Here is a 19,873-nt window from a genome sequence, read left to right on the forward strand (position 1 = left end):
CACGCGCTGATCGGGCGGGCGCGGTTCATGACGCCGCTGCGGGTGATGTTCGTGATCGCGGTGGTGTTTCTGGCGCTCGGCTACACCACCAAGGCCGCCTGCCTGCAGAGCACCGGATCGGGCGACGCCGGTCAGCGGGTCGCCAACTGGGAGAACAACCGCGCCTACTACGAGCTGTGCTACTCCGACACGGTGCCGCTCTACACCGCGGAGTTGTTGAACCAGGGGAAGTTTCCCTACAAGTCCAGTTGGCTGGAGAACGACGCGACCGGCAAGCCGCGGGAGCAGTACGACGGCAGCCCGGCCATTCGCTACATGGAGTATCCGGTGATCACCGGGATCTACCAGTACGTGTCGATGTCGCTGGCCAAGACCTACACCGCGCTGACCAGACTGGTTTCGATCCCGGTCGTCGCCGAGGTGGTGATGTTCTTCAACATCTCGGCGTTCGGTCTGGCGCTGGCCTGGCTGGCCACCATCTGGGCGACCGCACGAATGGCGGGCCGGCGGATCTGGGATGCCGCACTGGTGGCCGGCTCACCGCTGGTGATCTTCCAGATCTTCACCAACTTCGACGCGCTGGCGACGGCCGCCGCGGCCGCCGCGATGCTGGCCTGGGCCCGGCGAAGACCGGCGCTGGCCGGCGCCATGATCGGGCTGGGGGTGGCGGCCAAGCTGTATCCGCTGCTGCTGCTGGGGCCGCTGCTGGTTCTGGCCCTGCGCACCGGGCGGTTACGCGAGGTCGGTAAGACGGCGGCGACGGCCGTGCTGGTCTGGTTCGCGGTGAATCTGCCGATCATGGTGATGTTTCCGCGGGGCTGGTCGGAGTTCTTCCGGCTCAACACCCGCCGCGGCGACGATATGGACTCGCTCTACAACGTGGTGAAGTCGTTCACCACGTGGCCCGGATTCGACACGGATCTGGGATTCTGGCAGCCGCCGACGGTGCTCAACGCCGTGACCGCGATGCTGTTCGCGGCGTGCTGCATCGCGATCGGCTACATCGCGCTGACCGCCCCGCAGCGGCCCCGCGTCGCGCAGTTGGCCTTCCTGGTGGTGGCGGCGTTCCTGTTGACCAACAAGGTGTGGAGTCCGCAGTTCTCGCTGTGGCTGGTGCCGCTGGCGGTGCTGGCGTTGCCGCACCGCCGGATCCTGTTGGCGTGGATGACGATCGACGCGCTGGTGTGGGTGCCCCGGATGCTCTATCTCTACGGCGAGCAGAACAAGGGCCTACCCCAGGAATGGTTCACCACCACGGTGCTGCTGCGTGACGTCGCGGTGATCGCGTTGTGTGCCTTGGTGATCCGCCAGATCTACGGCCCGGAGCGCGATCTGGTGCGCCTCGGCGGCCGCATCGACGACCCCACCGGAGGGGTGTTCGACAACGCGCCCGACGCCCCGCCGCGATGGCTGCCGGACTGGCTGCGGCCGTCGGCCCGCCGGGTCGCGGTCGAGCCCGCGCCCGAGCCGGTCGCCGAGCCCGCGCGCTAGCCGGGTACCGGCCCGCCGGTGTCGGTCGTGCGGTCGTCTGCAGCCGATTCACCGCTGGAGTTCGCCGTTCGGTAACCGCGCCTTCCCCTCGGCTGCACCGGGCAGCACAAGCATCTGGACATCCGATCGATCCGCCTGCGGGCGGAAAGGAGAGTCCGATGTTCCCTTTTCCCCGAGGTTGGTTCGGCAGGGCCGCGGTGGCCGGGCTGGCCGCGGTGACCCTGGCCGCGTGCGGGCAGAGCGCCGACACCGCCAGCGGCGCGGGTAGCGGTGCGGCCGACGGCGGCCGCAACCCCGAAGAGCTGGTGCTGGCCGCGATCCCCTCGGAGAACGCGCAGACCCTCCTGCAGGCCTACCAGCCGCTGATCACGTTGCTGGAGAGGGAGACCGGGAAGAAGATCCGTTTCCAGAGCGCCACCAGCTACGCGGCCGTCATCGAAGGCCAACGCACCGACAAGGTCGACATCGCGCAGTACGGGCCGTTCTCGTTCGTCACCGCGCTCAACAGTGGTGTCAAGGCGACCCCGATCGCCGCGCAGACCCTCACTAAGGGTGCGGTGCCCGGGTATCGCTCCTACGGCATCACCCGGCCCGGCACCGGCATCACCTCCGTCGCCGACTTCAAGGGCAGGAAGGTGTGCTTCGTCGACCCGAACTCGACGTCGGGTTTCCTCTACCCGTCGGCGGCGCTGATCGACGCGGGCATCGACCCCGGCAAGGACGTCACCCAGGTGATGGCGGGCGGCCATGACGCATCGGCGTTGGCCGTGCTCAAAGGCCAGTGCGACGCGGGTTTCGTCGAGGATGTCATGGTCGACACGATCCTGCCCGGCAAGGGCCAGCTCAAGCCGGGCCAGCTCGACGTGGTGTGGAAATCGGAGGTGATCGCCGGCTCACCGGTGGCGATCAGTGATGATCTCGCACCCGAACTGAAGGCCACGCTCACCGACGTCTTCCAGAACAAGGCCAACGTCGACTACATGAACGCGAACGGGATCTGCGCCACCACATGTAAATACGTCGACGACGCTCAGGACTGGGGCTACACCAAGGTGGACAACTCGTTCTACGACGGTGTGCGCAAGGTGTGTGCCACCACGCAGGCCAAGCAGTGCGCGGGGCAGTCGTGACCGGCGCCGCGGCGGTCCGGTTCGACGGTGTCACCAAACAGTTCGGCAGCGAGATCCGGGCCCTCGACGACGTCTCGTGCAGTGTGGCGCCCGGCGAGATCGTGGTGCTGCTCGGGTTGTCGGGCTCGGGGAAATCCACCCTGCTGCGCCACGTCGACGGGTTGCAGCGGCCCACCACCGGCGCGATCACCGTGCTGGGGACCGATGTGGGCCGGGCGTCCGGGGTCGAGCTGCGCCGTCTGCGTCGCCGGATCGGGTTCGTGTTCCAGCAGTTCCATCTCGTCGGCACGTTGAGCGTGCTGGAGAACGTCTGCGCCGGAGCGTTGGGCCGGCTGCGCTGGCCCCGGCTCGGCCTGTTCTGCTATCCGCGTCAGGTGCGCCGTGAGGCCTTGGCCCAACTGGACCGGGTCGGCCTGCTGGACCGGGCTTTTCAACGCGCCGACACGCTCTCGGGTGGCCAGCAGCAGCGGGTGGCGGTGGCCAGGGCGCTGATGCAGCGGCCGGAGATTCTGCTGGCCGACGAGCCGGTGGCCTCACTGGACCCCGAGTCGGCGGCCCAGGTGATGACCCTGATCCGGGAGATCAGCACCGAACAACGCCTGACCGTACTGTGCAGCCTGCATCAGGTGGCGCTCGCGTTGAGCTGGGGCGACCGGGTGATCGGGCTGCGCTCCGGGCGGGTCGTCCTCGACACCCCGGTGGCCGGGCTGGACCACGACGACGCGATGTCGGTGTACGCCAAGGTGGATGCCGGGCCACTGGTCGCCGCGGGCGCTCCTGCGTGATCACCACCGCCACGCCCGCACCGCAGCGCACGCTGTCCGCCCCGCGGCGCAGCAGCGCGGCGGCCCTGCTGGTGCTCATCGCGCTGGTGTCGGTGGCCTGCTGGGCGGTGGTGGACCTGCGGATCAACGTCGCGACGTTCGTCGACAGCGGCCGCAACGCGGTGGATTTCGCGGGACGGATGCTGCCACTGGACTTTCCGCCCGTCGGTGAGTTGCTGGCGTTGTCCGGCAAGACGTTGTCGATCGTGGTGTCGGCCACCGTTCTCTCGGTGGTCATCAGCATCCCGCTGGCGGTGCTCGCCGCCGCCAACACCACCCCCTCGGCCGGTGCCCGGTTCGGTGCCAGGGCGCTGATCGTGATGGCCAGGGCGGTGCCGGATGTGGTGATGGCCATCGTGTTCTTCCGGGTCTTCGGGCTGGGCGCGATGACCGGTGTGCTGGCGATGGGTCTGCACTCGGTGGGTATGGTCGGCAAGCTCTACGCGGACGCGATCGAGCAGATCGACGAGGGCCCGCGCGCGGCGATCCGCGCGAGTGGCGCGGGCCCCGGTCAGGAACTGATCTCCGGGGTGGCGCCGCAGGTGCTGCCGGCGTTCGTGGCCACCGCGCTGCACCGCCTCGACATCAACCTGCGAATCTCGGTGCTGCTCGGTTTCGTCGGGGTCGACGGCCTGGGCTATGCCATGGCCAACGCCTTCAAGGAACTCGACTACCGGCGCGGAATGGCGCTGGCCGCTGTGGTTCTCGCGTTGTGCATCCTGGTCGAGCTGATGTCGGGGGCGATCCGGCGGACCCTGCTGCGGGATACCGGCGAGCCGTCGGGACGCGGCGCGGCCCTGCACACCGGGGACCGGATCAGTCCGCCGTGGACCGGCCCGCGGCGGCGCCGTACCGGGTACGGCGCGGTGGCGGTGCTGGTGGTGCTGGTCTCGGCGTGGGGCGCCGATCTCGACCCGATTCATTTCCTGAACTCGCTGGGCGGGCTGGGTGACACCGTCGGGCTGTTCTGGCCGCCCGACACCGGGGGCATCTTCGGACAGCTGCTGTCGGATCTGTGGCTGACCGTCAAGATCGCGTTGGGCGCCACCCTGATCGGTGCCGTGCTGGCCGTCCCCGCGGGCTGCCTGGCCGCCCGTAATGTGGCGCCCAATCCTGGTGTTGCCCGGGCCTTCCGGATCGTGCTGGTCGTGGTCCGTGGGGTCCCCGAACTCGTCCTCGCGGTGGTCTTCGTGGTGATCACCGGGCTGGGGGCGGTCGCGGGCACCCTGGCGCTCAGTGTCGGCGCGATCGGTCTGCTCGGCAAGCTGGTCGCGGATTCGTTGGAGGAGATCGACCCGGGGCCCGAGCAGGCCGTCCGGGCGACCGGGGCGGGCCGCTGGCAGGTGTTCTTCGCCGGTACCCTGCCGCAGGCCGCGCCCGCCTTCGTGGGGCATGCGCTCTACCAACTCGACGTGAACATCCGGTCGGCCACGCTGCTGGGCATCGTGGGTGCCGGCGGGATTGGCTTCGACCTGCTCAGCGCCTCGCAGATCCTCGAATTCGGCCTGGTCACGACGATCCTGCTGATGGTCTTCGGGACCGTGCTGATGGTCGAGGCCCTCGCGATCTGGTTGCGCCGGGAGCTGAGTTGATGCGCCGGGCGACAACTGTTCGGATTGTTCACCTTCGGCAGTGTGCGCGTTGGCGGCGGCGAGGTTGTCCGGACAACTCGGCGGGCCACCGTGGTGGTGTGACGTCGACGCGGTACCTGCAGATCGCCGAGCAACTGGCCGGCGAGCTGCGCAGTTGCCCGCCGGGGACCAGGGTGGCCAGTGAGCCCGAGCTGGCCAATCGTTTCGGGGTGGGACGGGCCGCGGCCCGCTCGGCCCTGCAGGAACTGGAGCGCCGGCTGCTGGTGCGCCGGATCCAGGGCGCGGGCACCTTCGTCAACCGCCGCATCGACTATGTGATTTCGCGGACCCGCCGGCCGTCGTGGCATGCGACCGTGACCGCGGCCGGCGCGACCCCGCGGGCCCAGACCAAGGAGGTGCAGCGGGTCGGGTTGTCGGCCGCGGATTCCGAACAGCTGGGCTGGCCGGTGGGCACCCCGATGTATCGGATCGTGCGGCACTTCTTCATCGACGACCTGCTGGCGTCGGTGACCGAGGAGCAGGTCCCGGTGGTGGCCGTGCCCGACCTCGACATCGCGCTGCACAGCGTCGAGTCGGTGGACCTGGTGCTGCGCCAACTGGGCGGTGCCCGGCCGGTGCGGGCCTGGTGCCGGGCCAGCGTGGACATCCCGCCGCCAGATGTGTTGCGGGCGTTGGGTATCGAGGCCAGCGTTCCGGTGTGGCGGATCGACAGCATCAGCCGGGACGCGCAAACCTCGCGGGTGCTGCTCAGTAGCAGCGCGTGGACCCGGGTCGACGCGGTGCGGGTGGTGGTGGAACTCGAAGACACTGCCGCCGAGGACATTTCAGGACAAGGAGAGCTGAGTTGACGAAACCAATGGGCCGCGCCGAGCGCTGCGGGCTGCTGGCCAGGGCCGAGGCGGCCGAGTTGCGCGCGCTGGCCGACGCCTGCCTGGCCGACGGGGTGGACGTGCGGGTGCTGGTGGCCCCCGAGGTCGGATTCGTCACGACCCAGGTCCGGGAACCGGTGATCGGCCAACGGTTCCTGCTCGGTGACGTCCTGGCCTGCCGCGCCGAGGTGGACCTGGGCGGGCACCGGGGCTGGGCGATGCGCCTGGGCGACGACCGGGCCGCGGTGCTGGCGGCGGCGGTGCTCGATGCCGAGGCACAGGCGGGACGGCCGTTGACCGCCGAGATCGACGCGCTGTGCGAGGCGGTCGCCGCCCGCGCGGCCGAGCAGGCCGAGCGCGAATGGGCCGAACTCGCCCCCACCATCGTCGAATTCGAGGAACTCTCATGACGGCGAGCGTCACCGCGCTGCGCCCGGCGGATTCGCAGCGGGTGTTCCGCGCGGTGCTGGCGGCCCTGTCCCGGCCGGGCATCCCGACGGCGCTGCCGGCCGCGGCGCTGGGCGTGCTGCCCGCGGCGGTGGTCCCGGTGTTCGCGCTGGCCGATCTCAGCACCGGCGTGTGCGTGCTGGAAAACCCGGGGGAGCGGTGGGCGGACGCCGTCACCACCGCCACCTCGGCACCCACCTGGCCCGCCGAGATGGCCCGGCTGGTGGCCGCGGTCCGGCAGGTCACCGACGACGAGGTGCGGGGTCTGTGCCGCGGATCGGCGCAGACGCCGGAGGACGGGGCGACGGCCGCGTTGAGCGTGCGCGACGTGCACGGCGGCCCACGCCGGTGGAGCCTGTCCGGTCCCGGGGTGGACGGTTCGGCCGAACTGGCACCCGTTGGCCTGCCCGGCGGATTCGTCGCCGCGCGCGCCGACGCCGTCGCCGGATACCCGGCCGGTATCGACATCCTGCTGGTCACCGACGACGGCCGGATCGTCGGATTACCCCGCACCACAACGATCATCGAGGAGAACTGATGGGCTATTCGGGAGCGCGCGGCGGGCTGGAGGCGATCCTGGCCGCCGAGGACCTGGTGCGGCGCGCACGCGATCACGCGCCGGTGCCGTGGGCGGGCACCGACCAGATCGTCGCCCGGTTCCGGCTGGCCGTGGACCGGGTGATGGGCGAGGCCGGGCTGTTCGACGAGGAGGCGGCCGCCGCGGCGCTGCGGCAGGCCGAAGGAGATCCGCTGGAGGCGGCGCACCTGTTGCGCGCGCACCGGTCGACGCTGCCGCGGCTCGCGGTGAGCGAACCGGTCGACCCGGACCGGATGACGATCATGCGCCGTATTGTGCCCGCGTTCCGCGAACCCGACGGTCCCCAATTGCTGGGCCGCACCACCGATTACACCCGCAGGCTGCTCGACCAGCCGGCCGGGGCCCCGGCCACCGGTTCGGCTGAGCCCGCGGCCGCGGTCAAGCCGCGCACCGCGCAGCAGCGCTGCCCGCGCCGGTTCCTCGACCTGCTGCGCGAGGCCGGCCTCGCCGTCGACCACCGCACCGGCGACGACCCGGAACCCTTTGACATCACCCGGGTTCCGCCCCGCCCCCCGGCGCCCCGTTCGGCGGCGCTGGCGGCGATGGCCCGCGCCGAAACGGGTGCCCTGGTCGCGTTGTGGTACCGGTCGATCCTCGGACCCGACGGGGACATCCACGAGGTCACCCTCGGCGAGGTGCGCCATGGCCGGTTGCCGGTGGAGGTGCGGCATCCGCACACCGGTGAGCCGGTGACGATCGGCGAGTTCCGGGTGACCGAGGCCGAGGCCATCGAAGACCTCGACGGTGCCGAGGAGGACCGCAGCCGGTTCGACGTCGGTTACGGAATGTGCTTTGGGCACAACGAACGTAAAGCCATCGCGATGGCCAACCTGGATATCGCCAACCGCCGGTTCGGCCGGACCGGGCCGTTGGAGCAGCTGCTGTTGCTGACCACCGACGGGCTGGACTCGGGCGGCTTCCTCGAGCATCTGAAGCTGCCGCACTACGTGACGTTCCGCTCGATGGTGGAACGCAAGCAGGCGTTGCAGGCCGCGCTGGCCGCCGGGGACGCCAGGACCGTGCGGGTGCCCGAGCCGGCCGGAAGGGATTGCGAATGACCACCACAGCCGACCTGCTGACCGGGTTGTCCGAGGACGACGCGCCCGCGGGCATCCTCGACGAGAGCGGTAAACGCGAGATCCGCCGGGCGGTGCTGACCGCGGTGTGTGTGCCCGGCTACCAGGTGCCGTTCGGGTCGCGGGAGATGCCGGTGGCGCGGGGCTGGGGTTCGGGCGGCCTGCAGGTGACCCTGTCGGTGATCGGCGCCCAGGACACCGTGAAGGTCATCGATCAGGGCGACGACGGCGGCGTCAACGCCACCAACCTGCGCCGCCTGATCGCCGCCACCACAGGGTGTTCGGAGTCGGCGGACACCAGGGAGGCCACCGTGGTGCAGACCCGCCACCGGGTTCCCGAGGAGGCGTTGTCGGCGGGTGACCTGCTGGTGTATCAGGTGCCGGTGCCCGAGCCGCTGCGCAGGGTGCAGAAGTCGGTGGCCGAGTGCGCCCGCATGCACGCCGACAACGACTACGCCGCGATGTGGGTGAGCCTGTATGAGGACATCGTGCGCAACGGCATGATCATCCGCACCACGGGCTATCCGGTGCTGGTCGCCGGGCGCTATGTGATGGCCACGACGCCCATCCCGCGCTGGGATGTGCCGCGGCTGCACCGCAGCAGGCAGATCAACCTGTTCGGCGCGGGCCGGGAGAAGCGGATCTACGCCGTCCCACCGCACACCGACGTGCTGCCGCTGACGTTCGACGACGTCCCGTTCGAGGTGGAGTACAGCGCCGGCGCGGCGTGCCGGTTGTGCGGCAGCGACGACGTGTTCCTGGTGGAGGGCGGCCCGGCGGGCGGATTCGTCTGCAGCGACACCGAATGGTGTGCCCGGGTGCGGGCCGGCGACGTCGACGAGGCGGCGCACCGCGAGCGGGCCCCGCTGCACCTGCTGCCCGACCCGGGTCGGCGGGCCGGGGCCGATACCACTGCGCGGCAGCGCCCGATCCCGCGCCGCGAGGTCCCGGCCGGCAGCCCCGAATGGATGCTGCGGGTCGATTCGATCGGCAAGGTGCACGGCACCGGTGGGGTGTATGCGGTGGCGGGCACCGGCCCCGAATACGGCACCGCGGTGAGCCCGAGCACCGGTGCGATCGTGGCCGCCTGGGACGTGTCCTTCGATGTGGCGCCCGGCGAGGCGCTCGGCGTGATCGGCGAGTCCGGGTCCGGGAAGTCGACCGTATTGTCGTGTGTCATCGGCAAAGAGCGCGCCACCGCGGGCGCGGTGCACCTGGCCACCGTGGACGACGGGGTCACCGACCTGTTGACGCTGCCCGACGCGCAGCGGCGGCGGCTGCGGGTGGACGGGATGGCCGTGGTGCACCAGAACCCCGCCGACGGTCTCGACCTGCGGGTCAGCGCGGGTGGCAACATCGCCGAGCGGCTCACCGCGGCCGGGTGGCGCAGCTACCACGACATCCGCAACCGGGCCGCCGAACTGCTTGAGCGGGTGGAGGTTCCGCTGTCCCGGATGGACGATGCGGTCGGCACCTTCTCGGGCGGGATGCGCCAGCGCGTGCAGATCGCCAAGGCGCTGGCCACCGAACCGCCCGTGGTGCTGCTCGACGAGCCGACCACCGGGCTGGACGCGTCGGTGGCGGCCGGGGTGCTGGACCTGTTGCGCGGGCTGCTGTCCGAGCGCAACGTCGCCGCGGTGGTGGTGAGCCACGATTTCTCGGTGATCGAGGCGCTGACCGACCGCACCATGGTCATGCAGCTGGGCCGGGTGATCGAGCGGGGCCTGACCGATCAGCTGTTCCACGATCCGCACCATCCCTACACCCAGCGGCTGGTCGCCGCGGCCAGGAGGTGATCGCGGTGGCACCGGTGCTGTCCGTGCGCGCACTGCGCAAATCGTTCACGCTGCACACCATCGACGGTCGCGTCGTGGATTCGCTGCACGGGGTGGACCTCGATGTGGGGGCCGGTGAGCACGTCGCGCTGGCCGGCCCGAGCGGGGCGGGGAAGTCGTCGCTGCTGCGCTGCCTCAACCGCACCTACCTGCCGGACGCCGGCTCGGTCGTACTGCGCACCGGCCCCGGCGACGAGGTCGCCCTCACCGAGCTCTCGGACCGGGCGATGGCGAGGATCCGAGGCCGCGAATTCGGTTATGTGTCACAGTTTCTGATCGCCCCGCCGCGGACCGGTCCGCTGGAGTTCGTGGCGGCGACCGCCCGTCGCCGTGGCGTCGACCGGGCCGAGGCCCGGGAGGCGGCGGGCGACGCGCTGCGGCGGCTCAACCTCGACGAGGCGCTGTGGGATGTGGACTGCTCGGTGCTCTCCGGGGGCGAGCGGCAGCGGGTCAACCTGGCAGCAGGCACGGTGCGCCCGCCGCGGCTGCTGCTGCTGGACGAACCGGTGTCCGCGCTCGACCCGGCCAACCGCGAAGCGGCCCTCGAGCTGATCGCGGCCCTGACCGCGCAGGGGGTCGCGGTGCTCGCGGTCTTTCACGATCTGGATGCGATGCGGCGGTTGGCATCCCGGGTGGTGCTCATGCGTGACGGACGCATCGTGCAGGACGGTGTGCCGGCCGAGATCCTCGAAGGAGTGTCATGACGACCGAAATGTTCGAGAGGACTGTGCGGCACTGGCCGCTGGCGGCGCCGCCGGCCGACTATGTGCTAGGCCACGTGCGGGCAGTGTTGCCCGGCAGCGTGATCGACGATGCCGTGGTGGCGGTGCGGGACGGGGCGATCGCCGCGGTCGAGCCGCACCGGCCCGGCGTGTCGGCCGACGTGGACGGTGACGGGCTGCTGTGCATTCCCGGTCTGGTCGACACCCACAGCGACGGGCTGGAGAAGGAGCGGTTGCCGCGTCCGGGTGCCGAGTTGCCGATCGAGTTCGCGATGTTGTCGTTCGAGGGCAAGCTGCGGGCCGCGGGTGTGACGACGGCGTTCCACGGCGCCGGGTTCGAGGAGAGCCGGCTGCGCGGCACCCCGCGCACCGTGGCGGCCGCCGAGTTGTTCTGCGCCACCGTCGAGGCCCGCGCCGACGGCGGCCCGGTGGATCACCGGATCCTGTACCGCCTCGACGTCCGCAGCGCCGAAGGCCTTGCCGCGCTGCAGGACCGGTTGGCCACAGCCACCGGGACGGCCCTGGTCTCCCACGAGGACCACACGCCAGGGCAGGGGCAGTACGCCGACCGGTCCTACTACGAGCGTTACCTGATGGGCGCCCGCGGCATGTCGGAGCGGGAGGCGGTCGCCCACGTCGACGAGTTGGTCGCCGAACGCGAGGGGCGGCTCGGGATGCGTGAGGACGCGATGGCCTGGCTGGCCGAGCAGGCACGGGCCGGGCGGATCCGGCTGCTGGGCCACGACCTGACGTCGGAGAGCGAGGTCGACGAGCTGGTGGGCCGCGGCGGCGCCGTCGCGGAGTTCCCCACCACCCTGGCCGCGGCACAGGCCGCCCGGGACCGCGGGTTACCGGTGGTGATGGGTGCACCGAATGTGTTGCGGGGCAGCTCGCACAACGGAAACGCGTCGGGCCGTGAGTTGATCGGCCGCGGTTTGGTCACCTCGATCGCCTCGGACTACCTGCCGTCGAGTCTGCTGGCGGCGGTGTTCTCGCTGATCGAGGACCACCGGATGGACCTGGCCGCCGCCATGGGGCTGGTGACCTCGGGCCCGGCCGAGGTGGCCGGGCTGTCCGACCGGGGCCGGCTGGTGGTTGGTCTGCGCGCGGACCTGGTGCTCATCGCCGCGGGAAGTCGTTGGCCCGTGGTGCATTCGGTGCTGGAGAGTGCCCGGTGACCCGCATCGACTGGCCGGTGCCCGAACCGCAGGTGCCCGCGGGCACCCACCCGGCGCTGGCCGATGCGGCCCGTGCCGCGGCGCATGCATTCGGGGCGGCCCGCGCCCAGTACGACCGCGCGGGCCTGGCCGAGAAAGTCCAGATCGGTGCCGACGGCACCCCGACCATGCGGCTCGACATCCTCGTCGACACCGCGGTCGCCGAGGTGGTGAACCGGCACCGGGTGAACCTGCTCAGCGAGGAGATCGGCGTCGTCGACAACGGGTCGGCGGTGACCCTGGTGGTGGATCCGGTCGACGGCACCGCGAACGCCGCGGCCGGGGTGCCGTTGTCGGCGTTCGCCGGGGTGGTGGCCGTGGACGGCGTCGCCACCGAGGCGCTCACCTGCTGGTTCGACACCGGCCGCTGCTGGCATGCGGTGGCGGGTCAGCCGGTGGGCTACCGCACCTCCGGCCGCACCCGCCTCGACGGGGCCGCGGTGAGCCTGCTGCGTCCGCACGGCGAGGACGACGCCGCGTGGTGGCGGGTGGCCCGGCGGGCCGCGCGGGTGCGCATCCTGTCCACCAGCTGCCTGGAGGCGGCGCTGGTCGCGGAGGGCTCGACCGACGCGTTCGCCGACGCCGGGTCCGACACCCACCGGATCATGGATCTGGCCGCCGCGATGGTGATGGTGCCCGCGGCGGGTGGGGCCGTCCTTGATGTGCGGGGCAGGCCGCTGGAGATCGACCCCGACCTGAGCCGGCGCTGGTCGGGGGTGGTGGCCGCGACACCCGCGCTGGCCGAGGAGCTCGCCGACACGCTGGCCCGGGACCGGTCGTGACGCACCGGTGCGCCTGCGGGCTGGATTTCGCAGCTCAGGTCACCATCGGGTAGCCTGGCCCGGTTGCCGACGCAGGCGACCCTCCTGCCACGGAATCCGCCGTGGCCGCGACGACCATAGGAGGTGATGAGGTTCTAATGCGTCCATACGAAATCATGGTCATTCTCGACCCCACTCTTGACGAGCGCACCGTAGCTCCGTCGCTGGAGACGTTCCTCAATGTCATCCGCAAGGATGGCGGATCTGTCGACAAGGTCGACATCTGGGGCCGTCGCCGGCTGGCCTACGAGATCGCCAAGCACGCCGAGGGCATCTACGCCGTCGTCGACGTCAAGGCCGAGCCCGCCACGGTGTCCGAGCTCGACCGTCAGCTCAACCTGAACGAGTCGGTGCTGCGCACCAAGGTGATGCGGACCGACAAGCACTAAAGGCTGTAAGTCGTCGGCGTCGCTGCGTAGGCTCGCGCCAAAAGACTGCACCCGTGAGCGCTTGCTCGAAGAGCGTCCAACCCTGCCCAGGAGGATCTCGTGGCTGGTGACACCACCATCACCGTTGTCGGAAACCTGACCGCTGACCCGGAATTGCGTTTCACTCCGTCCGGAGCGGCCGTCGCCAATTTCACCGTGGCGTCGACCCCGCGCATCTACGACCGCCAGAGCGGTGAGTGGAAGGACGGCGAGGCGCTGTTCCTGCGGTGCAACATCTGGCGTGAGGCCGCCGAGAACGTGGCCGAAAGCCTCACCCGCGGTGCGCGGGTCGTCGTTCAGGGACGGCTCAAGCAGCGGTCCTTCGAGACCCGCGAGGGTGAGAAGCGCACGGTTGTCGAGCTTGAGGTCGACGAGATCGGCCCGTCCCTGCGGTACGCCACGGCCAAGGTCAACAAGGCCAGCCGCAGCGGCGGCGGGGGCGGCGGCTTCGGCGGCGGCGGTGGTGGCGGTGGCGCAGCCCGCCAGTCCGAGCCCAAACAGGACGATCCGTGGGGCAGTGCCCCGGCGTCGGGTTCGTTCAGCGGCGGCGACGACGAGCCGCCCTTCTGATCAACATCGAAAATTTTTGCAAGAGAGAGATAACCAATGGCCAAGACCAACAAGCGTCGGCCGGCACCGGAAAAGCCGGTCAAGACCCGTAAATGCGTGTTCTGCTCCAAGAAGGGCAAGGGGCAGAACATCGACTACAAGGACACCGCGCTGCTGCGCACCTACATCAGCGAGCGCGGCAAGATCCGCGCCCGCCGGGTGACCGGCAACTGTGTCCAGCACCAGCGCGACGTTGCCGTCGCGGTCAAGAACGCCCGCGAGGTGGCTCTGCTGCCGTTCGGTTCGTCGACGCGGTAGGGGGCAGACACATGAAGCTGATTCTCACCGCTGAGGTCGAGCACCTCGGTATCGCCGGGGACGCCGTCGAGGTCAAGGACGGCTACGGCCGCAACTACCTGCTGCCGCGCGGGCTGGCCATCGTGGCCAGCCGTGGCGCCGAGCGTCAGGCCGACGAGATCCGCCGGGCCCGGGAGAGCAAAGAGGTCCGCGGTGTCGAGCACGCCAACGAGCTCAAGACCGCGCTGGAGGGGCTTGGCGAGGTTTCGCTGCCCGTTCACGCGGCCGCCGACACCGGCAAGCTGTTCGGTTCGGTGACCGCGGCCGACGTCGTCGCCGTCATCAAGAAGGCCGGTGGGCCGAACCTGGACAAGCGCACGGTCCAGCTGCCCAAGGCGCACATCAAGTCCGTCGGCACGCACCCAGTGACCGTTCGGCTGCACACCGGGGTCGAGGCCCAGGTGTCGCTGAACGTCATCGCGGAATAGCGAGCCGAATAGGTAGCCGGTAGGCCACCGCGAGTGGCCGCGGTCTAGTACCGTCAGCAGTTCATCCGCCCGGGTGGGGCCCCGAGAGGGGTCTCGCCCGGGCGTTGCTGTGTCCGCTGGCGAACACCGTGAGGGAAAATGTGGACAGCGAACCTAACCATCCGTTAACCTTCACGGCTCCTGGGTGCAACACAACACGCCCGAGACGGCAACCCGCGACGACACGCCGTACAACTTCCCATCCACAGTTTTCCACCGCCCTGTTGCCGCTCTGATCAGGCAATACATCTTCTCATCGCGAAGTAATGCACAGGTTCTCCCCAGGACCGCAGCATGCGTCCACAGAGATATCCCCATGCCATCCACAGGATCATCAACAGGGTGACTTTCGGGGGCCGCCAGCAACGTCTACCGTAAGCTGCCGCGAGTCGTTCCGGAATCTGTCGGGACCTTGCCTTACAGTTGCAGTGCCGTTTCGAATAGACGTTCGAGCTATGTCTCGGAGGGGGTGGGGAGTCCGTGGCAGTCGTGGACGACCTGGGGCATCCGGATGGCCGTGCGGACATGGACGGGCCGCCGCCGAGTGAGGATTTCGGCCGGCAGCCCCCACAGGACATGGCTGCCGAGCAGGCGGTGCTTGGCGGCATGCTGCTGTCCAAGGACGCCATCGCCGATGTGTTGGAGCGGCTGCGTCCCGGCGACTTCTACCGGCCCGCGCACCAGAACGTCTACGACGCGATCCTCGACCTGTACGGGCGCGGTGAGCCCGCCGACGCCGTCACGGTGGCCGCCGAACTCGACCGCCGCGGGCTGCTGCGCCGCATCGGCGGGGCACCGTATCTGCACACCCTGATCTCCACCGTTCCGACCGCGGCCAACGCGGGTTTCTACGCCGGCATCGTGGCCGAGAAGGCGCTGCTGCGCCGACTGGTGGAGGCCGGGACCCGCGTCGTGCAGTACGGCTACGCCGGCGCCGACGGCGCCGACGTCACCGATGTGGTGGACCGGGCGCAGGCCGAGATCTACGACGTCACCGAACGGCGGGCCTCCGAGGACTTCGTGCCGCTGGAGGACCTGCTGCAGCCGACGATGGACGAGATCGACGCCATCGCCTCGCAGGGCGGGATCGCGCGCGGTGTGCCGACCGGCTTCACCGAACTCGACGAGGTGACCAACGGGCTGCACGCCGGGCAGATGGTCATCATCGCCGCGCGGCCCGGTGTGGGGAAGGCGCTCGCGCTCGACACCCCCCTGCCGACGCCCGCCGGGTGGACCACGATGGGCGATGTCGCTGTGGGCGACACGCTCCTCGGCGCCGACGGCGAGCCGACCCGGGTGCTGGCCGCCACCGAGGTGATGCTCGGCCGGCCCTGCTACGAGGTCGAGTTCTCCGACGGGACAGTGATCGTCGCCGATGCGCAGCATCAGTGGCTTACGGAGACGAGGGCCTCGAAGCGATCGGCACAGTCTGCGGCGACGGGTTACAACGGTTATAGGAATCAGCGGACGTTTGCGGCCGTACGCACCACCACGGAGATTGCAGACTCGTTGCGTTGCGAGACTGCAGACCGGCGGCTGAATCATTCGGTAACCAACACTGCGGCCATCCAGGGGGAGGAGCGCGACCTTCTGGTCCCGCCGTACACGATGGGCGCATGGCTGGGAGACGGAACGTCAGCAGCCGCGCAAATCACGACAGCGGATCCCGAGATTATCGTCCGCATCGAGGCCGAAGGACTGGTAACTCGCAAGTCGGATTCTGCGCAGTACCGCTATCGAATACAGCTTGCTGAAGAGCCTGGCGTTGCTTCGCGATCCTGTGTGGTCTGCGGTGTCGAGTTTGTACCGCTCACCAGTCAGGTACGTACGTGCGGTCGCAGTTGCGGCGGGCGTGCTCGATTTGTATCTGAACCGGCGCCCGCCCCGCAGTGTTCGGCATGCGGCGCACCGTCGTGCGGGCTGCGACTGTGCCAGGCGTGCCGAAACACGGTGGGGACGCTGCAGGCGCGCTTGCGGACGGTTGGCGTGCTGGGCGCCAAACACATTCCGGCAGAGTACCTTCGAGCTTCAGAGACGCAGCGTAGAGCGCTCCTCGCGGGCCTGCTGGACACCGATGGAACGGTTACCGCTGGAGGGGCGGTGCAGTTCGCCGTGACGAACAAGCGGCTTGCGAGGGACTTCGCTGAGCTCGTGGTCAGCCTGGGGTACAGGTGCCAGACGTCGACCAAGCGAGTCAAGGGTCGCACCGAGTCATCGTCGACGTCATTCACCATCACCTTTTCGACATCCGATGAAGTCTTCGGGCTGCACCGTAAGGCATTGCTACACAAAGAGCGCCGGAAGTGTGCGGGCACGTCCCGCTCGAGTTCCCGTTTCATCGTTGATGTCCGCCGTGTTGACAGTGTGCCGGTGCGGTGCGTTGAGGTCGACAACGCATCGCACATGTATCTTGCGAGTCGAGCAATGGTGCCGACTCACAACTCCACCCTCGGCCTGGACTTCATGCGGTCCTGCTCGATCAAGCACCAGATGGCCAGCGTCATCTTCTCCCTGGAGATGAGCAAGTCCGAGATCGTCATGCGGCTGCTGTCGGCCGAGGCGAAAATCAAACTGGGCGATATGCGTTCGGGTCGGATGAGCGACGACGACTGGACCCGGCTAGCCCGGCGGATGAGCGAGATCAGCGAGGCCCCGCTGTTCATCGACGACTCACCCAACCTGACCATGATGGAGATCCGGGCCAAAGGCCGACGGCTCGCGCAGAAGGCGGATCTGCGACTGGTCGTGGTCGACTACATGCAGCTGATGAGCTCGGGCAAGAAGTACGAATCACGCCAGCAGGAAGTGTCGGACTTCTCGCGTAGCCTTAAATTGATGGCAAAAGAATTAGACGTTCCAGTGGTGGCAATTAGTCAGCTTAACCGTGGACCAGAACAGCGGACAGATAAGCGTCCACAAGTCTCTGACCTGCGCGAAAGCGGTAGCTTGGAACAGGATGCGGATATGGTAATGCTTTTGCACAGGCCTGACGCATTTGATCGTGAAGACCCTCGTGGTGGTGAAGCTGACATTATTCTCGGCAAGCACAGAAATGGTCCTACCGCGACAATTACAGTTGCTCATCAATTGCATTTGTCACGATTCGCAAATATGGCGCGATAAGTGCGGCGGCGGCTGTTATCGAGATCCATCGGAGATTGACAAGCGGGGCCCTAATTTGTTTAACAACGTTGCCAGAACCCGGGAGTTGCACCGGGACGCACGGAACGCCTGATTCCGTGGGAGGCGAGTTCAGATAGACTCAACTGTCACCTATTCGTGCAGCAGAGCTGATCGCACGGCATATGGAACCTCCATTGCGACCGCTATGGGACGTCGATTGCCGGATCGGCGGATGCGACCGAGCTAGCTCTTGGTGTTCTTCAAGTGCCGTCCGATGTAGCCGATATACACCTTGCCGGTATTCGCGGTGTCGTCGTAGTAGTGCATGCGTGGCGCGGTCTGGTCAGACCATGGAGGGCGAAAGTGCGCAGCCATTACGATCATTCCTTTGGGATCGACTGTTTTCGGGACCGGTAGGGTCCGTTCTTTGCCCCAGCGACGCAGTGTCATATCGCTTTCACCCGAGGCATGCCGGTCTGGTGGACACTTGTGCCCGATGATGTGGTCGGTTTGTAGGTAGCCGTGCACGCCGCACTGAATCCGACCTTGCGCCCGTCCCTCTGCGTAGGCATGCAGTACATGAATACTGTCCCAGAATGCGTGGGCATAGCGCATTCCCTGCCCGTATCGCTCGATGTCCAGTGTCTTGTCTTCGTCCCCAGTGAAAACCACGTACTCGAATGCCGGGTGGGTTTTTGCGCCTGGAGTGATTCGGGCTAGCAGCTCGTACATGTCGTCGGGAACGTCTTTCCAGACGTCTTCCTCGGGTGCGACGAAAGCAAGTTCGGGTTTACCGTGTTCGACCAGACGTTGGCGCAATTGGGTGACAGTGCGCTCGGCGTCGCGCACATTGTCTTCGGCAATCGTGACTGCGAGATGTAGTTCGTCGAACTGCGAGCGGGAATTCTCGAATGCTCCCCGCAGCGCTGCGTTCTCGTCAACAGCTTGGTTGAATTGTTCCTCCAGCAGCGCGATCTCGGCGGTCTTCGCTTCCAGTTGCGCGCCGAGGCGTTCGACCGACTCCTCGGATACTGACTCCGAAGGACCGACCCACCGTCTGATGATCTGTGTCAGGCGAGTGAAGGGGCGCTCGGACGGGGCGTCAGCCGTCGACTGCGCAGCCCTCCGTGACTCTTCGTGGAAGGTGGAGACGGTCTGTTTGACGGCTTGTGCGCGGAGTTGCTCTGCTTCGGCGCGGCGGAGAAGGTCGATGCCTCGGCGAACATCTTTAGGTAGTTCGCGCTCGATGTAGCGAAGTCGTGTCGACTCTGCGTGACGTTTGGACAGGGGTGCGGCGACCCGAGTGGCATCTTTCCCTACCAGCGAGCGTGCGAGAGTGTCCGGGAAGAGCATCAGGTGGCGTAGGCGGTCTTCGGATGCCTCGGTGTCAACGCGTGGGGCGTAGGTTCTCACGACGCCTTTCGCGACCGAGTGCGATGGCGGTAGCGCCTTGTTGAGTATCTCGGTTGCTTTGGCGTCGGTGACAAATGTTGACGCGACGCCAACACTGTCCACAGTGAGACTGGCGACGATCTTTCGCCAGTTGTCTTCGTGTTCAGTCCATGGGACCGGTGCAACGACGACGGATGTGGTGCGGTCTTGGTCCTGTATCGCCGCCAACACTTCGTTGGCGCGGTCGCCCCGAACGAACTGTGGCATGCCGGTGAGGGGTGCTGCGCCGTCGTGTGCGGCGTGGGTATCCAGAATCTGTCGCATCAGTGTTGGCGGCGCAGTCTTCGTCACGGCATCGCGCGCGTCGGCTGCCTTGGTTGAGACCTCAACGACCAGCGTCTGTTGAAGCGAGCGCGCTTGCGGTGCCGACAATGCGTATAGCGATACGATCCACGCGCCCGAAGGGTTGGCTTCATCCATTCGGTACAGGCGGCGTTGGCTGCCGTCGAGCCCGTCTTCGGCGTGCACAACCAGCAGCTCGGCGTTGTTGCCCAATCGGTATCGTCCGGGACCATCCCAGTCGCTGACTTCGATGCCCTTATGTTTGCGCCCGCGCAGCCACGCGCTGAGCTGAGATTCGGCGACGCTGATCGCATTCTCCGTGCGGCTCAGTCGGAGGATTGCCCGATACCCCAATGTCATGAGTCCTCCTGAGCACAACGTGACAGTGTGTTCGGGACGGTATAGCACCAGTCGGACAACCGTGCTGGAACTCGGGCGAGGTTGAAAAAGATTCGTCGGCGACGGCGACCTTGGCGATTCGACTCGCTCATGCAAGCCACTGATCTCGCTGAGTCAGTTGCGGTCGGCTTGTGTGATGTTTGCTGCGGTGTCCCGTCTCTGTGTCTGTAGCCGGCATCAAATGTCCGTCGATA

The 19,873-nt window shown here is 68.2% G+C and carries 18 protein-coding genes; 17 read left to right on the forward strand and 1 reads right to left on the reverse strand.

The genetic code is table 11. From position 1 onward, the window contains the following. The 17 genes from ACWDTP_RS21770 to dnaB all read left to right on the forward strand — a co-directional run. Positions 1–1,491, forward strand: a 1,491-nt coding sequence (locus tag ACWDTP_RS21770) for a glycosyltransferase family 87 protein (RefSeq protein WP_450023542.1), incomplete at its 5' end; no start/stop codon positions are given. A gap of 158 nt (positions 1,492–1,649) precedes the next feature. Then, on the forward strand, positions 1,650–2,621 hold the full coding sequence (locus ACWDTP_RS21775) for a phosphate/phosphite/phosphonate ABC transporter substrate-binding protein (protein ID WP_450023544.1): 972 nt from the start codon (positions 1,650–1,652) through the stop codon (positions 2,619–2,621). After that, positions 2,618–3,406: a phosphonate ABC transporter ATP-binding protein gene (phnC, locus tag ACWDTP_RS21780; RefSeq protein ID WP_450023546.1), complete on the forward strand. Its 789-nt coding sequence runs from the start codon at positions 2,618–2,620 to the stop codon at positions 3,404–3,406. The genes ACWDTP_RS21775 and phnC overlap by 4 nt, the downstream gene beginning before the upstream one ends. Further along, on the forward strand, positions 3,403–5,037 hold the full coding sequence (gene phnE / locus ACWDTP_RS21785; protein WP_450023548.1) for a phosphonate ABC transporter, permease protein PhnE: 1,635 nt from the start codon (positions 3,403–3,405) through the stop codon (positions 5,035–5,037). Before phnC ends, phnE begins: the two co-directional genes overlap by 4 nt. A gap of 98 nt (positions 5,038–5,135) precedes the next feature. After that, positions 5,136–5,885 (forward strand): GntR family transcriptional regulator, encoded by a 750-nt coding sequence (locus tag ACWDTP_RS21790; protein WP_450023550.1) that lies wholly within the window; start codon positions 5,136–5,138, stop codon positions 5,883–5,885. Further along, positions 5,882–6,316, forward strand: a complete 435-nt coding sequence (locus ACWDTP_RS21795) for a phosphonate C-P lyase system protein PhnG (RefSeq protein WP_450023552.1) — start codon at positions 5,882–5,884, stop codon at positions 6,314–6,316. The genes ACWDTP_RS21790 and ACWDTP_RS21795 overlap by 4 nt, the downstream gene beginning before the upstream one ends. After that, positions 6,313–6,891, forward strand: coding sequence for a phosphonate C-P lyase system protein PhnH (gene phnH, locus ACWDTP_RS21800; protein WP_450023554.1), 579 nt, complete (start codon positions 6,313–6,315; stop codon positions 6,889–6,891). Before ACWDTP_RS21795 ends, phnH begins: the two co-directional genes overlap by 4 nt. After that, positions 6,891–8,009 (forward strand): carbon-phosphorus lyase complex subunit PhnI, encoded by a 1,119-nt coding sequence (locus ACWDTP_RS21805; protein ID WP_450023556.1) that lies wholly within the window; start codon positions 6,891–6,893, stop codon positions 8,007–8,009. The genes phnH and ACWDTP_RS21805 overlap by 1 nt, the downstream gene beginning before the upstream one ends. Next, positions 8,006–9,823, forward strand: a complete 1,818-nt coding sequence (locus ACWDTP_RS21810; protein ID WP_450023558.1) for an alpha-D-ribose 1-methylphosphonate 5-phosphate C-P-lyase PhnJ — start codon at positions 8,006–8,008, stop codon at positions 9,821–9,823. Before ACWDTP_RS21805 ends, ACWDTP_RS21810 begins: the two co-directional genes overlap by 4 nt. Before the next feature lie 5 nt (positions 9,824–9,828). After that, positions 9,829–10,566, forward strand: coding sequence for a phosphonate C-P lyase system protein PhnL (locus ACWDTP_RS21815; RefSeq protein WP_450023560.1), 738 nt, complete (start codon positions 9,829–9,831; stop codon positions 10,564–10,566). Next, positions 10,563–11,762, forward strand: a complete 1,200-nt coding sequence (locus ACWDTP_RS21820) for an alpha-D-ribose 1-methylphosphonate 5-triphosphate diphosphatase (protein ID WP_450023562.1) — start codon at positions 10,563–10,565, stop codon at positions 11,760–11,762. Before ACWDTP_RS21815 ends, ACWDTP_RS21820 begins: the two co-directional genes overlap by 4 nt. Beyond that, complete coding sequence (locus ACWDTP_RS21825) at positions 11,759–12,583, forward strand: inositol monophosphatase family protein (RefSeq protein ID WP_450023564.1); 825 nt, start codon at positions 11,759–11,761, stop codon at positions 12,581–12,583. The genes ACWDTP_RS21820 and ACWDTP_RS21825 overlap by 4 nt, the downstream gene beginning before the upstream one ends. Before the next feature lie 137 nt (positions 12,584–12,720). Then, positions 12,721–13,011, forward strand: coding sequence for a 30S ribosomal protein S6 (gene rpsF / locus ACWDTP_RS21830; protein WP_018603055.1), 291 nt, complete (start codon positions 12,721–12,723; stop codon positions 13,009–13,011). A gap of 99 nt (positions 13,012–13,110) precedes the next feature. Next, positions 13,111–13,620, forward strand: a complete 510-nt coding sequence (locus tag ACWDTP_RS21835; protein ID WP_450023571.1) for a single-stranded DNA-binding protein — start codon at positions 13,111–13,113, stop codon at positions 13,618–13,620. Positions 13,621–13,656: 36 nt separating this feature from the next. Then, positions 13,657–13,917 carry a 30S ribosomal protein S18 gene (gene rpsR, locus ACWDTP_RS21840; protein ID WP_450023573.1) on the forward strand — a complete coding sequence of 87 codons (261 nt, stop codon included), beginning with the start codon at positions 13,657–13,659 and terminating at the stop codon, positions 13,915–13,917. A gap of 11 nt (positions 13,918–13,928) precedes the next feature. Beyond that, positions 13,929–14,384, forward strand: a complete 456-nt coding sequence (rplI, locus tag ACWDTP_RS21845) for a 50S ribosomal protein L9 (RefSeq protein WP_450023575.1) — start codon at positions 13,929–13,931, stop codon at positions 14,382–14,384. A 519-nt stretch (positions 14,385–14,903) separates the two neighbouring features. Further along, positions 14,904–17,546, forward strand: coding sequence for a replicative DNA helicase (gene dnaB / locus ACWDTP_RS21850; RefSeq protein ID WP_450023577.1), 2,643 nt, complete (start codon positions 14,904–14,906; stop codon positions 17,544–17,546). A gap of 243 nt (positions 17,547–17,789) precedes the next feature. On the opposite strand, the gene ACWDTP_RS21855 is transcribed toward dnaB, so the two are convergent. After that, the gene (locus ACWDTP_RS21855; RefSeq protein ID WP_450023579.1) at positions 17,790–19,640 is read right to left on the reverse strand and encodes a hypothetical protein; all 1,851 of its coding nucleotides are present in this window, start codon (positions 19,638–19,640) and stop codon (positions 17,790–17,792) included. Between the last annotated feature and the right edge of the window lie 233 nt (positions 19,641–19,873).

It is taken from the genome of Mycobacterium sp. NPDC003449 (assembly GCF_053588415.1).

What these genes read in the sequence shown, in the direction of transcription:
- ACWDTP_RS21775 (WP_450023544.1), top strand. Translation starts at nt 1,650, where the DNA reads ATGTTCCCTTTTCCCCGAGGTTGGTTCGGCAGGGCCGCGGTGGCCGGG.
- phnH (WP_450023554.1), top strand. Translation starts at nt 6,313, where the DNA reads ATGACGGCGAGCGTCACCGCGCTGCGCCCGGCGGATTCGCAGCGGGTG.
- ACWDTP_RS21805 (WP_450023556.1), top strand. Translation starts at nt 6,891, where the DNA reads ATGGGCTATTCGGGAGCGCGCGGCGGGCTGGAGGCGATCCTGGCCGCC.
- ACWDTP_RS21810 (WP_450023558.1), top strand. Translation starts at nt 8,006, where the DNA reads ATGACCACCACAGCCGACCTGCTGACCGGGTTGTCCGAGGACGACGCG.
- ACWDTP_RS21820 (WP_450023562.1), top strand. Translation starts at nt 10,563, where the DNA reads ATGACGACCGAAATGTTCGAGAGGACTGTGCGGCACTGGCCGCTGGCG.
- rpsF (WP_018603055.1), top strand. Translation starts at nt 12,721, where the DNA reads ATGCGTCCATACGAAATCATGGTCATTCTCGACCCCACTCTTGACGAG.
- rpsR (WP_450023573.1), top strand. Translation starts at nt 13,657, where the DNA reads ATGGCCAAGACCAACAAGCGTCGGCCGGCACCGGAAAAGCCGGTCAAG.
- rplI (WP_450023575.1), top strand. Translation starts at nt 13,929, where the DNA reads ATGAAGCTGATTCTCACCGCTGAGGTCGAGCACCTCGGTATCGCCGGG.
- ACWDTP_RS21855 (WP_450023579.1), bottom strand. Translation starts at nt 19,640, where the DNA reads ATGACATTGGGGTATCGGGCAATCCTCCGACTGAGCCGCACGGAGAAT.